Here is a 14,980-nt window from a genome sequence, read left to right as displayed (position 1 = left end):
TGTAGCTCAATTACCCCTTCTTTTTTAAGTCTTCCAGCCACTTGCTCTGGACTCAAGTCTGCACGGATATCATTAGCTATGCGTCGTTTAATATCATCCGTTAGCTTAACAGCCTTGGTTTTTTCCTGATGACGCTGTTGAGCCATACGGTGGGCCTGCTGGTGTCTGTAACCGCGTAACCCCTTGTTGCGCCCTAATTCCCGTGACAGGGAACTCTGATCGCGCCCAAGTTTTTGTGCAATTTTGTTTTGAGAAGTCCCATTTTTCAGTTCAATTTCGATATAATGTCTCTCTTCAGAGCTCAGGTGCTTAAAGGCCATCCGTGGCATCCTCTGTAGTGTTTAGTAGYTTTACAGAGTACACCTGAGTTCTGATTGAATTCAAAGGTGGCTCTGTAGCAACCCTGTGGTTACAGAGGTTATGCATTTATGATACGAATTCAGGTACTTATTTTTTCGTTACGAATTTAGAAAGGTTGTTTGGTGTAGTGTTTTGTCCTGATTTTTTGATTCGCGTTTTATTAATGGAACTTTAGTTTAATTATCTTGTCTACTATTAGGGTGCATTTATTTGTTTTCCCTATTGTAGTAGCTAGAAATTATGATTTTTGTCTGGCGGATGCGATCAACTAAATAAAGTGATACTAAAATGTATACTCCTGATATTTCATGTAACTCTTATTTATCTAGAAGTCTAAAAAAGCAAAACACGCCTGGTGATTGTTCCGATTCAGCAAACTTAGGGGCTGATAGTTCTGGACGATCCGCTAAGAGTTTTGCTTCAACTTGTAGTTCTCAGGTAGAATCTCCTGGCGATAGTCATCAGGAAGTTTTAGCCCCCGTAGACATAAAGAAAAGGAAAGTGGATGTACTCTCTTTAGAAGATATTGAAAAGGTTGTGGATTTACTCTCTTTAGAATATGTTGAAAAGGTTGATGCTAGTGGGAATAATCTGCTTCTGCGCTCTATTGAAAATGGGGATGAGTCAACAGCGATTGAAATATTAAAAAAATTTCCCGAACTTGTCTTAGTTAGGAATGATAGTGATAACTACTTCCCTGCTCATCTCGCTGTTAAAAAAGGTCAAACACGAATTTTAAAAGAAATGCTATCGATGGAAAGTAATTACGTGGAGAAATTGTGTTTTTATGGAGGAGCAAGAGATACTGATACTCCAATGCATGAGGCAGCAAAAGCAGGGCGTATTGAGTGTATGAAGCTTCTTTTCGAATCCGATTATGAAAGTCTGTATCGTATGAATATATATTTTGATACACCTGTCCATCTGGCAGCAATTGATAAGAAAAACACGTGTCTAAAATTTATGTTGGATAAAGTTAAAGATAACATTAAAGACTTGAGGCTGTTTTGGGAGCTACGGACAGGATGTTCAGAAGGTATGGGCTTAATCAGGGACGCGCACAGAAAATATAGTATAGGGAGTACTTGTTCAGAATTATCAGTAACGAATAAAATAAATGAAATGAGTGAGTTCGATCTGAAAAAAACTGCGACAGAGATTGTATCTCAGCTTGAGATCATTGAAGTGTTCTCGGAGGTGTGTCTTGGTGTTACTGATACCGCTAAAAGTATTAATTCGTTCGGAGATCTAAACCTTGAATTGCAAGTTGTAAAAAATCTATTGCATATAGGGGCAAAACGGATACGTCTGACCTACTGTATTAATGATCTTCGAGGAGAAGAAGAGAACTTTGGATTTTATACAGCTTTACATCAAGCAAAGCCAGGGGCAAGAGAAGTGGCGTTGGAGAAAATAAGGAAATTGCTATCTATTTCTTCAGGGCAGATGGACGTCAACCAGAAGGATCATGAGATTAAAATGCCAGATGGCGCAATATTGGAAATTAAAGAATTTTCTTTGAACAGCAATATAGATCAGTCGCCATTAACGTTCACGTTTTCGATGACTCCAAGAATGCTGATGAGTGAAGAACATAGTTTTCAAAAATATTTCAAATCGATTGTACGGATAAATCCGTTTCGCTTTTATACTCATACATCACTTTATAGTAATTTTGTTGGGAATCGTGGAGATGTTCTGGTTTTTGATGAGCCGGAAAATAGCATCGTTCCGGAACAATTGTTTCCACGAATCCCCAGCGTTAGCAATGGAGGATTAAATATTGTCAATCCCGCTCTATGGAATACGTTAAGTGCAAAGACTGCAGACAGCTTGCAGTTTTTATTTGAAAAATGTCAAGATAAAGAATTAAATACATCTGTTGTTTATGGTTTAAATAAAATTTTTGTATCCGATGAAAAACAGGTTGAGGTGTTTAAAAATTGGGTGAGATCATTGAAAATAATGCATGGAAAGAAACCAAAGCCATTGTTGATAATGATATCGAGTAATGTTTCGCCCGTCGGAAGAATACCTATAGATGAAATTATTGATGAGGTGAATAAAACTGAAGATGTTAAAGTAGTTGATTTAACGTCAGGCTGTAAAGATGATTTTGCTCAATTAATATCCAGTAATGGGATTCTGATCTGTAAATACCCTCCAATGGTCAAGGAACTTTTCTTAAAGCTAATTGACTTGTCTTCACTCCCTGCGATTGCTGAAGGGGCTAACACCACCACCTATCTACTCCAAACAGGTCATTCCTACTTGTCGTTTGCACCTGAATACACCACGCCGATTCCTCATGAACTGGGTGATTCTTTAGTTGCTGCACGAATACGGGCTTTTTCCAACAAATTAGGAATGACTGAACAAGAAAAGGAAGTGATGAATAAGCTGAAGGGGTTTCTTGAACAGCATCAATATAATGCAGCTGTCAATTATTATGACAAGTGCTGGAACAAGAAGATACTTCCGAGTTTTATGTATACTATTCATCAAAATACCAATTCAAAACCTACTACTGTGGTTGTGCATCATTTGATTACTCAGATTAGGGGTGAAAACTATACCCCTGAAGTGCTGGAACCACTTTTGAATATTTTGGATACTTCAGTTGAGGCAATGGTTAAATATATTGAAGAGACTCAGGATGATGGTAGTGTATTTTCGAATCATGCCAGGAAGCAACAGGCTGCTATTAACCGTCCTTCAAACAATAAAGTATTAAGAGCACTGGCTTATTACGCACTAACTCGGGAGGGGACAGGCAGTGCATAAGGGTGAGCTGCACGATTATTTAAGTCTCGGGTAGTTTAAACGGGGGTGATGATTACCATATTTTCGATTTCCCACTCTTTCAGGCGGATTATCGAATGCAATAGCTTTTGGTAATCTTTGGCCGTTTTTGGATCCCGCAGGTTCTGAGTAGTTTTCAGTCGTGTTTCCAGACGATCGCAGATTTGCTCTAGTTCCGGAACTCCACAATAGCGACAGGCACCGTGTAATCGATGAACTCGCTCGAGCATGGCTAAACAGTCGTTACTTTGCCAGCTTTCTTGCAGTACTTTAAGGTCATCATCCAGACCCTGTTTCATCATGGTTAACATCTCGATAGCCAGCTCATGGTTCCCGGCGGCCAGCTGAATAGCAAGGTTTATATCCACCGGGTCATGAGTACGATTGGGTTCCATGGGACGGTTTGTTGTTAGAGATGTATCTTTTGCTTCTTCTATCTTTTCAACCGGACTATCACTGATTTTGGCCCATTGATGAAGCATGCTGACAATGTGTTTTTCATTCACCGGCTTACTGAGGTAATCATCAAACCCGTTCTGTAATAGTGCTTTTTTCTCTTCTGGTAAGGCGTGGGCAGTGACGGCGATAATAGGGGTTCGAAGGTTTCCAGGAATATCTGAACGAATGCGGCGAGTTACCTCAAGTCCATCAAGTTCCGGCATTTGTACATCCATGAAAATGATATCGAACGGTGACTGCCTGCACAAATCCAGAGCCTCAAAACCATCTTTTGCTGTTGACAGGTTCTGGCCAAACTTCTCAAGAATGGATTTTATCAATTTTAAATTAATGGGGTTATCATCCACGGCCAGGATATTCAGTGGCTTGGCTGGGTCATATATCTCTCTTATTCCATGGGAGCTGTGAGAGAACAAGGTATGCAGTCGCTGCTGGCTTATGGGTTTGAGCAGTGTCGTATGATTTGCAGGCAGTTTTTTGTCGTTCGTTCCGGTGGTCAGCAGAATGATGTTGGCATCTGGAAACGCAGAGTCTAATTGTTCCAGCGAACTGTCGAAAGGAATATCATCCAGATCAATTAAAACATAATCAAAATGGCGGGAAGTATATTTTTCTGAAAATACCGGTGCCATACTGCTCAATGCTGAGACCCGCGCGCCGAATTTCTCCAGCAAATGAGTAATTGATAACCGGGTTAGCTCCAGTGGTTCAATAAATAATACATCTTTGTTGTGCAATGCCGTTTTCAGGACGACTGTGACAGACTGATCACAACATTCATCTTGCGGATTTACATGGGTCTTGAAAGTGAACCAGAAGGTTGCGCCCTGGCCAAGGTCTGATTCAAGCCCGATTTCTCCGCCCATTTGCTCTACCAGGCTTTTACTGATTGCCAGCCCGAGACCAGTGCCGCCCACTTTACGGCTTCTGCTGGTATCCGCCTGGGCAAAGGCATGAAACAGTTTGTGATGCAGCTCTTTGGTTAAGCCGATACCGGTATCGGTAACGGAAATCTTCAGGGTAGGGCGGTCGTCTTTTTCCCAGTGATCCAGCATGACTCGAATAGCAATAGAACCATAGCTGGTGAATTTGATGGCGTTGCTGACCAGATTGGTCAAAATCTGTTTCAGGCGCTGACTGTCGATAATGATGCTTTCAGGCACATCGTCGTAAATTAAATGCACCACTTCCAATGATTTTCTATGAGCACCGGGGGCAAGAAAAGTCATTACATCTTCAACTACGTCACGGATGCATGCGGGGTGAGGGTCAAGCTCCAGCTTTCCCGCTTCCATTCTGGAAAAGTCCAGAATGTCATTGAGCATGGTTAACAACCCATGTGAGGATTTTTCAATGGTATTGATATAGTCGTGCTGCTCTGCGGTAAGATCCGAATTCTGCATCAGGCTGGAAAAGCCGATAATGCCATTCAGAGGGGTGCGGATTTCGTGGCTCATGTTGGCAAGAAATTCGCTCTTACTTCTGCTCGCTTCCAGAGCTTCTTTTCGAGCCAGATCCAGTTCGACATTCTGGATCTCAATGGTTTCCAATGTCTCCTGAAGTTCATCATTATACTGGGCGATATGACTCGTCATTTTTTGATGCTTTGCCTGCAGACTATCCAGCATCTCATTGATTGCCGACTCCAATTCAAATAACAGGCTCTTGGGGGTGTCGGGCAGGCGTGTGTCGTAAAATCCATCGCGAATTCGGCCAACCACTCTGGCCATATTGTCTAATGGTCGTATAACATTGCTGGCCAGTTTCAGGCTCATTACCAGGGCTATCATCAAGCCCATTGCAACCACGACAATGCTGAAGGCCAGAGAACGGTATAGTTTCAGATGCGTTTGAGCATAGGTGTAGTCAATGACCATCCAGCCGTAATGGTTAGACGTGACAGGACTAATGACGGGGCTGGCAACCTGGATGATATCGTTACTTTGCAGGAATTGCTGTTTCGTCTTTAACAGGGAGGGCAGATCACTATGTTGGTAGAGTGATGGCCCCGCATGGATAATTTTTATACCTTCCTGATCCAGTAGACTAACCGAGCGTATGTCGGAATCATCCAGAAGCATTGAAAGGAGCGTTTGAAGTTCTTGGTTATTACTGTTCTGAATCAGTAATGCGGCGGCTGTCGATTTTCGCTGTGATTCGTTCAGTGCCTCTGACATCAGTTGTTCATCAAGTTCAACATAGCGTTTACCCAGATACATTGTACCCATAAGCAGGGCAACGATGATCCCCGGTAAAAAAGCCAGCAAAAGGATGTGCTGACGCAGCGCAAGAAGGTTCTGTCTCATTCTACTGCCTTTCCCTGCAAGGCTATTATTCTGTATTATTAATTAGTTACGCCATAATAAAGTTAACGTCAGTACTATGTCCATGGAATATCCGACCATTGAGTCGTTAATCGGCAATACCCCTCTTATTCGTCTACAGCGGCTGCAGGGTGAAACATCCAATACGGTGTTACTGAAACTGGAAGGGCAAAACCCTGCGGGATCGGTCAAAGATCGCCCTGCCTTGTCCATGATCGTTGAGGCAGAAAATCGTGGCGATATTCTTCCCGGAGATGTGTTAATTGAGGCTACCAGTGGCAATACCGGCATTGCGCTGGCCATGGCAGCGGCCATTCGCGGCTATAAAATGATTCTGATTATGCCGGACACCATGAGTGTCGAACGTCGTGCAGCCATGTCTGCTTATGGGGCCGAGTTGATATTGGTCAGCAATGGTATGGAAGGGGCTCGTGATCTGGCGCTGGCTATGCAGAATCGGGGTGAAGGGAAAGTTCTTAATCAGTTTGCCAATACGGACAACCCTAAAGCCCATTATCAATCGACGGGACCGGAAATCTGGCAACAGACTCAGGGAACTGTGACCCATTTTGTCAGTTCAATGGGAACAACGGGAACGATCATGGGGACTTCCCGTTACCTGAAAGAAATAAATCCGGAGATTCAAATCATCGGATTGCAACCAGAAGATGGGGCGAAAATCCCCGGTATTCGACGCTGGAGTCCGGAATACCTGCCTGCTATTTTTGACCGTTCGGCGGTGGATGTTGTCATGGATATCAGTCAGCAGGATGCGGAAGTGTGCATGAGATCACTGGCTCAGGAAGAAGGTATTTTCTGTGGCGTATCTTCCGGTGGCGCGGTGGCGGCAGCGCTGAAGCTATCTGAACAGCTGGAGAATGCCACTATTGTTGCCATTGTTTGTGATCGAGGTGATCGCTATTTGTCGACGGGTGTCTTTAATTGACCCCGATCACTATGCGGTCAATCCCAGTGCTTTGAAACAGCGTAACAGCGTAAAATGAACCAACTACTTTCCAGTTAAGAGTACCCGTGGTGAAACAGCGTTTAAAACGTACTTCCTTTACCCCATTTGTCCTTGAAGAGGATGTGCGCATAGAAGGGCTTTCCCATGATGGTCGGGGGATTGCACGGCACCGTGGGAAAACGCTGTTTGTGGATGGTGCATTACCCGATGAAACGGTTCGGGTTCAGGTGTTGGAAGACAAGCGTCGCTTTATGAATGCCAGAGTCAGTGCGGTTGTCGATGCTTCGGCAGAGCGCTGTGAACCATTGTGCCGTCACTTTAAACAATGCGGCGGCTGTAGCTTACAGTACAATACTCATGATGCTCAGTTGAAGAATAAACAGAGCATTGTGATTGATCAGCTGCAGCGCTTTGCCAAAGTCAGTCCTGAATCCATCGATGAACCATTACGTTCGGCTCCTTTTGGCTACCGGCACCGAAGTCGTCTGTCCATGCGCTGGAAAAAGGGGCTGTTACTTATGGGCTTTCGCGAAAAAGGCAGCAATGCCATCTGTCAAATTTCAGAATGCCCGGTATTGGCAGAACCTCTGCAGAAGATGCCGGCATTGTTAAGAACTTACCTGCCAACATTGAAGAGCAGGGAAGCTATTTCACATGGAGAGTTATTTCAGCTGAGTGATAGCTGTGGTGTATTGCTTCGTCATATTCGACCACTGTCTGAAACCGATAGGGCGTCACTCAGGGTCTTTGCTGAAACTCATCAACTCTTTATTTTTCTGCACTCCAATGCTGACCGCATCGAACGGTTATACCCAGAAGACTCGTCCGAATTTTCGATGCATTATACGCTAGCCTCTGAGCAATTGGTGATGCATTTCAGGCCACAGGATTTTACCCAGGTAAACTGGCAGGTGAATCAGGCGATGGTGGATCAGGCAATCCAGTGGTTACAGCCCACAAAAACTGATCGTGTCCTTGATCTGTTCTGCGGGATCGGTAACTTCTCTCTGGCACTTGCTCGTCATGGTGCGACAGTGGTGGGCGTTGAAGGTAGCCAACGTTCTGTGGATCAAGCTAAGGTCAATGCAAAGGCAAATGATATCGAGAATGCTGAGTTTTATTGTGCAGACCTTTCTGTGGCTTTTGATCATCAACTCTGGGCTAAAGAAGCATACGACATCGTGCTACTGGATCCACCGAGAGCTGGTGCTGATTTCATGATTGATCATCTGGTTGGATTATTGCCCGAGCGCTTGTTGTATATTTCCTGTAATCCGGCAACCTTGGCCAGGGATGCGGGGAGTTTGTCCGGACATGGTTACCGGTTGCAACGATTGTCCGTCATGGATATGTTTCCTCAGACTGCTCATGTAGAATCTATGGCGCTTTTTGTGCGCTAGTTAGATTGTGCATTCGGGAAGAGGCATAATTATGCATTGGGTAAACTTGCGCGATAGCCTGATGCATTTCGGATAGAATTGATTTCATCATAGTCATGATTAGTATAGATAGAGACGGAATGGAATAGATGGTCAAGGTTAGAGAGGATCAGCCCCAGCACTACGATGGCACTGTGGATCTGGATGCCTGGCTCAACCGACTTCAGGAACGGTTCGGTGTCGGCGATACGGATCGATTGCGTGATGCCTGTGAACTGTCCCGTCAATCGGAACTGCTGGCTATGCAGCAGAGCGCTGAAAATGAAACCGCTTGGCCAACTGGGAAAGGGTGTTTCCGAACCGGTTTGGAGATGGCTGAGATTCTGGCTGAGTTAAAGCTGGATATTGATACCCTCGTCGCTTCTGTTCTCTATCGTGCTGTCAGGGAAACAAAATTAACCCTGGAACAGGTTGAATCGAATTTTGGCTCGCTGGTTGCCGGTTTGATTCGCGATGTTCAGGGCATGGCCGCCATCAGTAATGTTCAGCATTCCAGAAGGCAGGTGCTTGATCATCGTCAGGATCAACTGGAAAAAGTCCGGAAGATGCTGGTTTCCATCATTGATGATGTGCGTGTGGCGCTGATCAAACTGGCAGAGCGGACCTGTGCCATCCGGGCTGTCCAGCACGCCAGTAAAGAAAAACGACAGAGGGTAGCCAGAGAAGTTTTTGAGATCTATGCGCCACTGGCTCATCGTCTGGGTATTGGTTACATCAAGTGGGAGCTAGAGGATCTTTCTTTCCGCTATTTGAAACCACACGACTATAAAAAAATTGCCAAACTATTGGATGGCAAACGACTGGATCGTCAGAAGTATATTTCTGATGTGGTCGATACCCTGAAATCCTCTCTTACCGAAGCCCATATTGAGGCAGAGGTCAGTGGTCGGGTAAAACACATATACAGTATCTGGCGCAAAATGAAGCGCAAGAATATCGATTTTAGAGACCTTTACGATATCCGTGCGGTTCGTATCCTGACCAATGAAGTCCGCGACTGTTATGCCGCACTGGGTGTAGTGCACTCCCATTGGAATCACATCCCGAAAGAATTTGACGATTATATTGCCACGCCAAAGGAAAATGGTTATCGCTCCCTGCATACGGCGGTATTTGGCCCTGAAGGCAAAACACTGGAAGTTCAGATTCGTACTCATGGGATGCACGAAGAAGCTGAGCTTGGGGTTTGTGCCCACTGGAAATATAAGGGCACTGACGTCAATAGCCGAAACGACAGTTACGAAGAAAAGATTTCATGGCTTCGTCAGGTTATGGAGTGGCATGAAGATCTCGGTGATCTGGAAGAACTGGGCGGCCAGTGGCGCGCCGATGTGGAGCCGGATCGCATTTATGTGTTCACTAAAGATGGCCATGTGGTCGACCTTTCTGTTGGTGCTACGCCGATCGACTTTGCATTCCGAATTCATTCTGAAGTAGGTACCCGTTGTCGTGGCGCTAAGGTAGCCGGTCGTATTGTACCGTTAACCCATAAACTGAAAACCGGCGATCAGGTTGAGATTCTGACGGCACCCAATGCCAAGCCAAGTCGCGACTGGTTAAATCCTGATCTTGGGTATGTGACCACCAGCCGTGCCAGGGCGAAAATTACCAATTGGTTTAAGAAGCAGGATCGTGATGCCAACATCGACGATGGCCAAAGTCTGCTGGAGCTGGAAATCAAGCGACATGCGTTGCACGGTGTCAATTATGAACAGTTGGCACAAACCGCGAACGTTTTAACGGTTGAGGATTTGTTTGCGGGCATTGGCGCCGGCGATATTAAGCTCCGCCACGTGGTGTCTCTGGCGCAAAAACAGGTTGCACCGGAAGAAGAGAAGTCCTTTGAAATCCGAACTAAGCCTCAGCAGGATCGGATATCAGACAGCACGATCAATATCGATGGCGTGGGCAACTTACTTACTCAGATGGCCGGCTGCTGTCAGCCTGTACCTGGCGATTCGATCATTGGCTATATCACCATTGGACGGGGAGTCACTATTCACCGGGATGACTGTAATACCGCTTTGTCGTTACAGGAGCGTGAACCTGAGCGTTTAATCGAAGTGAATTGGGGCAGTAAGCCGGAATACGGCTACCCCGTAGATGTTATGATTACCGCATTTGACCGCCCGGGATTGCTGCGTGATATCACCATTGTTCTGGCGAACGACAAGGTTAATGTATTGTCGATGCAGACAAGAACCAGCAAGGAAGAGCATCTTGCCAGCATGCTGCTGAGTATCGAGGTTCAGGGGCTGGAAAGCCTTGGTCGTGTGCTGGCGAAGATTGAACAGTTACACAATGTGATTGAGGCCGTAAGGCACAGAAAAATGAGCTAATTTTGTAGACCGTTCGGCTTGTGGATATAATCCGTTCATTTGCCGGATGGTTTGCAGTTTTGTGCTTTGCATCTTCCGGGGTCGCTGAGGATGTCAATGCAAACGCTGAGTGAAATTGAGTTTAATGAACTCCGACAGGGTGGTCGGGTCATCGAGTCCGATGGTCATGGTGAAAAAGTCATACAGTTGCCTGACGAAAGTTATTTGAAACTGTTTCGTCGTAAACATCTGATCAGTTCAGAATTACTAAAGCCCTATGCCCAACGGTTTGCGAATAATGCAGCCGCGTTAATCCAGTTTCATATCCCAACCATCGATATCAATGGTGTTTATAACGTTCCTTCTATTCAACGAAAGGTTGTTCACTATCAGCCATTGCAGGGCGATGTGCTCCGCAGTTACCTGAAATCCTCATCCCCATCAGAGAAAGAACAGCTGGCCATAGAATTAGGAGCGTTTATTGCCACATTGCACGACTCCGGTGTTTACTTCCGCTCGCTGCATATGGGAAATATTGTCCGAACTATGGATCGGGGATTAGGCTTGATTGATATTGCGGATATGCGATGCTTGAACAGGCGGTTTAAAGATTCTGAGCGATTGAGAAACTTTCAGCATATGATTCGATATCGTGAAGATATGACGCTGTTTGGTGATGCTGTTCAGGCGTTGTTGAACGCATATCATGAGAAGGCTAAATCCCCTGATTCGCTGAAGCTGGCATTGAAGAAGTTGCTTCCGGCATAACCGCTTTATCAAACGAAAGGAATACAGATTGTCATCTCCCATCCATGATTTAGTGGCATTAATGGCTAGATTAAGACACCCGGAACATGGTTGTCCCTGGGATCTTAAGCAAACCTTTTCGACCATTGCGCCTTATACTCTGGAAGAAGCCAGTGAAGTGGCTGAGGCCATTGCCAGAGAGGATTACGAAAACCTGAAGGAGGAGCTGGGAGACTTACTGTTTCAGGTGTTGTTTCACGCCAGAATGGCGGAAGAAGTAGGGATGTTTTCCTTCGATGACATCTGTCAGGAACTGCAGTCAAAATTAGTAAGACGACACCCTCATGTATTTCCTGATGGAACCCTGTCGTCTTTTGCGTCAGGCGATAAACTCACACCAGAAGCGGTTAAACAGCGCTGGCAGGCGATTAAGGCAGAAGAGAAAGCGCAGAAGAATATCGGTGCGTCAATGTCGGCGATGCCTGATGATTTGCCTTCATCCATGCCAGCTCTGTTACGGGCAGAAAAAATTCAGTCCGCAGCTGCCAAAGTCGGATTTGACTGGCCGGACGTTGAGCCCGTGGTCGATAAGATACATGAAGAGCTCAATGAAGTTCTCGAAGCCAGGGCTGAAGGCATTGAGCGTGTGTCAGAAGAAGTCGGTGATCTTATGTTTGCCTGTGTCAACTTTGCCAGACACTTGAAAGTGGATGCTGAAATGGCCATGAGAAAGGCCTCTGTTAAGTTTGAGCAACGCTTTCGATCTATGGAAGTGCTGGCCGACAATGACGGCTTGAGCTTTCAACAGTTAACGCTCGACGAGATGGAATCCTACTGGCAACAGAGTAAAGTGCTGTAAGGTAAATCAGACTGTGGTAAAGACAGTCTGAATAACCTGTTTCTTGAGTCTTTATTGAGACGTTTTCGCTATCATTAATTGCTCGTAATCATAAGTTATATCATCCATGCGTCTTAGAATTGAGTCAGTGGTGACAGAGACGACCGTGGGCACAAAGAAACCTTTGTCGCTTATTTTGAAGCTCGCATTGGCGTAGTTCCACTGTTTCTGAATGGTATACAGTTTGGTATTGATAACGTCAGAGTTAAGGTTGGACTGACGCAATTTTTGTAGGGAGTTGTCAAATTCATAAATCGCCGTATTCATGGCTATTTCGATGTCTTCACTCTGCAGGCTCCATGCTCTGGCCATGTACAATTTGGCGATGCGCTGGCTGAGCATACGCTGACGACCTGAAATATTGACCAGCTGCCCTGCTTGATGATTGGCATGCTTGGCAACTTCCTGCACAACGGCTTCGCTGGCTGAAAGTAGCTGGTCACTGAGTTCAATAACACTGAGGGAATGCTCCCATTGAGGTTTCTCTTGTACAGTGGCTTTAAATTTTTGCCAAATCTGTGCAACCGTCTCCAGATTTTTCTGAATGACCTCATTTGGTGCGTACACGGTTAGCTCGTCATATTGTTGTTCAAAAAGATTAATATTATTCTCCAGCTCCCTGATAGCGTCCTGCGTGTTTACATCAGAACCGATCATGAGGTAGTTTCTGGCGATTCGCTGGCTTAACATGCGCTGACGCCCCGCCTTATTAATGGCTTCGGCATCATCGATGTTCGCTTGGGCGGGAGCGGAGGAGAGAATCAGGCTCACAACTGTGGCCAGACAGAACCAATTCCTGATTGAAATCAACATATCCGTATCTTTTATTAGAGTTATTCTGGAATGTCAGATCATACACGAACTATGCCAACGATTCGCCTGTCAAAGTTTATTTCAGGCGCAGGTGTTTGCTCAAGGAGACAGGCGTCACGTTTAATTGAGTTGGGTGTCGTATTGGTGAATGGTCGCCGGGGAGTTCATATTGATCAGGTCAGCCAGCAGGATTTGATCACCATCGAGGGAAAACTAATACACCATAGCCCACCAATATTGTATTTTATTTACAACAAACCGATTGGCATCGACTCAGTGTGTAACCCGAACGATCCAAGCAGTATTATACATTTCTTACCAACGATTTCTGATGATCAGCGTATATTCCCGGTAGGGCGGCTTGATAAAGACTCTCATGGTCTTTTGTTACTCACTAATGATGGTGAGCTCTGTCAGAGATTGATGCACCCTGATTTTTATCATGAAAAGGTGTATCGGGTAACCGTTGATAAAGTCGTCACTGAAGACTTTCTAGAGGCAATGAGGTCTGGTATTGAATATGGCAATATTAAAACTCGGCCTTGTCAGTTAATGCAAGTCAATGAGTATCAATTCGATATAACGCTAACCCAGGGAATGAATCGCCAGATACGTCGAATGTGTCAGGCATTAAGCTATCGTGTTAAGGATTTGTTCCGCTTTCGGATACTTGGTTTGCAGATGACAGGTCTGAATAGTGGTGATAACAGAGCGCTTACTGAAAGCGAGATAAGGGATTTGTATGATGAAATCAGGGCTTCTTGAAATCTGGTTTGAATCACGTAATCGTAATTGGTAGAGATTTCAGGCTGCCCTGTATTACTATTATTTGTTCCACCTGTCGATTAGTCTTGATACTGGCTTATGATCGTCTCTATTGAGAAATGTCTGAATAGATCTCCTGTAGTCCTTCTTTGGTTTGTCCTTCTTTGAACTGACCCTGCGAGTGACCAAAGCATCTGAGTTGTTTTTGTCTGATCCACTACTATCAGACCCTGCTACATTAGAGGTTACCTTTTTATCCATGCTTGCAGCGACTTCAATGGCATCTGTGGCTGGTAATACTGGCTCAGTAACAGATTCCAATACCGTTTTTTCAGTGTCATCGACTTCAACTGGTATAGAGAAATCAGTAATATCAAGTACTACTTCCGAGTGCTTATCGATAGGTAAAATACTGCTCTCAGTTGAGCTATCAAATAAGCTATCAAAGATTAATGGCGAGGTGTTTTTTTCAGTTACCACATTAGTTTCAACTTCAACGCTATTTTCTGCTGGTAGCATTGATTCTGGTAAATTTGCCACTTTTATATCCAGTGATGGTTTTTGAGTGGCAGTAGTTGATGGTACTGAATCGTGGTTTTTTATATGCTTATCTTTCTTGTTGGCCACTGTTTGATTCGACTTCAAAATGCCATGAATACTTTTGGTATGTGCTCAAAAACTAATTTTTTGAGGAAAACGGAGCGTCTAAAGTCTATCTTTTAAACTCATGAATATCTCTCTTGCTAATAACTTCTCTGCTGAAAAACTGCTGGCATTTATTGCTCAGCAGCAGGAGGAGATTATTCAACAGCAGGAGCAAATTGCTCAACAGCGGGAACGGATAACTATTCTGGAAAATGAAATCACCCGACTGAAGAAACTAAACCCAAAGCCTGACATAAAGCCCAACACCAAGCCAACTGATACCAACGGTGATGATAACGAAAACGAGTGTCAGAGTGATGATAATGAGTCAGATGATGATCCAGAGTCGTCCTGTTCCGAACCGCCAGAAGACAGAAAAAGCGACGTAGATAAGCCCAATCACCACACTAAACCAAAACTCACTTGAAACCATCGGTTTTATT

The 14,980-nt window shown here is 44.7% G+C and carries 12 protein-coding genes; 8 read left to right on the top strand and 4 right to left on the bottom strand.

Features of this window, described 5'->3' with window-relative positions:
- Positions 1 to 320, bottom strand: a 320-nt coding sequence (locus tag AKL11_RS13505; protein ID WP_172807287.1) for a helix-turn-helix domain-containing protein, incomplete at its 3' end; no start/stop codon positions are given.
- Positions 321 to 648: 328 nt separating this feature from the next.
- Here AKL11_RS13505 and AKL11_RS13500 point away from each other — a divergent pair.
- Positions 649 to 3,144: an ankyrin repeat domain-containing protein gene (locus AKL11_RS13500; protein WP_095210373.1), complete on the top strand. Its 2,496-nt coding sequence runs from the start codon at positions 649 to 651 to the stop codon at positions 3,142 to 3,144.
- A gap of 35 nt (positions 3,145 to 3,179) precedes the next feature.
- On the opposite strand, the gene AKL11_RS13495 is transcribed toward AKL11_RS13500, so the two are convergent.
- Positions 3,180 to 5,927: a response regulator gene (locus AKL11_RS13495; RefSeq protein ID WP_067518251.1), complete on the bottom strand. Its 2,748-nt coding sequence runs from the start codon at positions 5,925 to 5,927 to the stop codon at positions 3,180 to 3,182.
- 76 nt (positions 5,928 to 6,003) lie between these two features.
- On the opposite strand from AKL11_RS13495, the gene cysM reads away from it, so the two are divergent.
- From cysM to mazG, 5 genes are all read left to right on the top strand, one after another.
- Entirely contained in the window at positions 6,004 to 6,891 is an 888-nt protein-coding gene (gene cysM, locus AKL11_RS13490) for a cysteine synthase CysM (RefSeq protein WP_067518249.1), read from the top strand.
- 89 nt (positions 6,892 to 6,980) lie between these two features.
- On the top strand, positions 6,981 to 8,312 hold the full coding sequence (rlmD, locus tag AKL11_RS13485; protein ID WP_067518247.1) for a 23S rRNA (uracil(1939)-C(5))-methyltransferase RlmD: 1,332 nt from the start codon (positions 6,981 to 6,983) through the stop codon (positions 8,310 to 8,312).
- Positions 8,313 to 8,440: 128 nt separating this feature from the next.
- On the top strand, positions 8,441 to 10,690 hold the full coding sequence (relA, locus tag AKL11_RS13480) for a GTP diphosphokinase (RefSeq protein WP_067518245.1): 2,250 nt from the start codon (positions 8,441 to 8,443) through the stop codon (positions 10,688 to 10,690).
- 96 nt (positions 10,691 to 10,786) lie between these two features.
- Positions 10,787 to 11,437, top strand: coding sequence for a BUD32 family EKC/KEOPS complex subunit (locus AKL11_RS13475; protein WP_067518244.1), 651 nt, complete (start codon positions 10,787 to 10,789; stop codon positions 11,435 to 11,437).
- Positions 11,438 to 11,489: 52 nt separating this feature from the next.
- Entirely contained in the window at positions 11,490 to 12,275 is a 786-nt protein-coding gene (gene mazG / locus AKL11_RS13470) for a nucleoside triphosphate pyrophosphohydrolase (protein ID WP_366556859.1), read from the top strand.
- Positions 12,276 to 12,326: 51 nt separating this feature from the next.
- Here the strand turns inward: mazG and AKL11_RS13465 are convergent, their stop codons facing one another.
- Positions 12,327 to 13,127, bottom strand: coding sequence for a type IV pili methyl-accepting chemotaxis transducer N-terminal domain-containing protein (locus AKL11_RS13465; protein ID WP_067518240.1), 801 nt, complete (start codon positions 13,125 to 13,127; stop codon positions 12,327 to 12,329).
- Between the two features lie 30 nt (positions 13,128 to 13,157).
- Here AKL11_RS13465 and AKL11_RS13460 point away from each other — a divergent pair, with 30 nt between their 5' ends.
- On the top strand, positions 13,158 to 13,892 hold the full coding sequence (locus AKL11_RS13460; RefSeq protein WP_245673631.1) for a pseudouridine synthase: 735 nt from the start codon (positions 13,158 to 13,160) through the stop codon (positions 13,890 to 13,892).
- Between the two features lie 60 nt (positions 13,893 to 13,952).
- On the opposite strand, the gene AKL11_RS13455 is transcribed toward AKL11_RS13460, so the two are convergent.
- Positions 13,953 to 14,519 carry a hypothetical protein gene (locus AKL11_RS13455; RefSeq protein ID WP_067518236.1) on the bottom strand — a complete coding sequence of 189 codons (567 nt, stop codon included), beginning with the start codon at positions 14,517 to 14,519 and terminating at the stop codon, positions 13,953 to 13,955.
- Between the two features lie 100 nt (positions 14,520 to 14,619).
- On the opposite strand from AKL11_RS13455, the gene AKL11_RS13450 reads away from it, so the two are divergent.
- Positions 14,620 to 14,964, top strand: coding sequence for a hypothetical protein (locus AKL11_RS13450; RefSeq protein WP_067518235.1), 345 nt, complete (start codon positions 14,620 to 14,622; stop codon positions 14,962 to 14,964).
- Positions 14,965 to 14,980: the final 16 nt, after the last annotated feature.

Origin of the sequence: Endozoicomonas ascidiicola (assembly GCF_001646945.1) — a bacterium.
Taxonomy (GTDB): Bacteria; Pseudomonadota; Gammaproteobacteria; order Pseudomonadales; family Endozoicomonadaceae; genus Endozoicomonas; species Endozoicomonas ascidiicola.
This window is presented reverse-complemented; position numbering and strand designations above follow the sequence as displayed.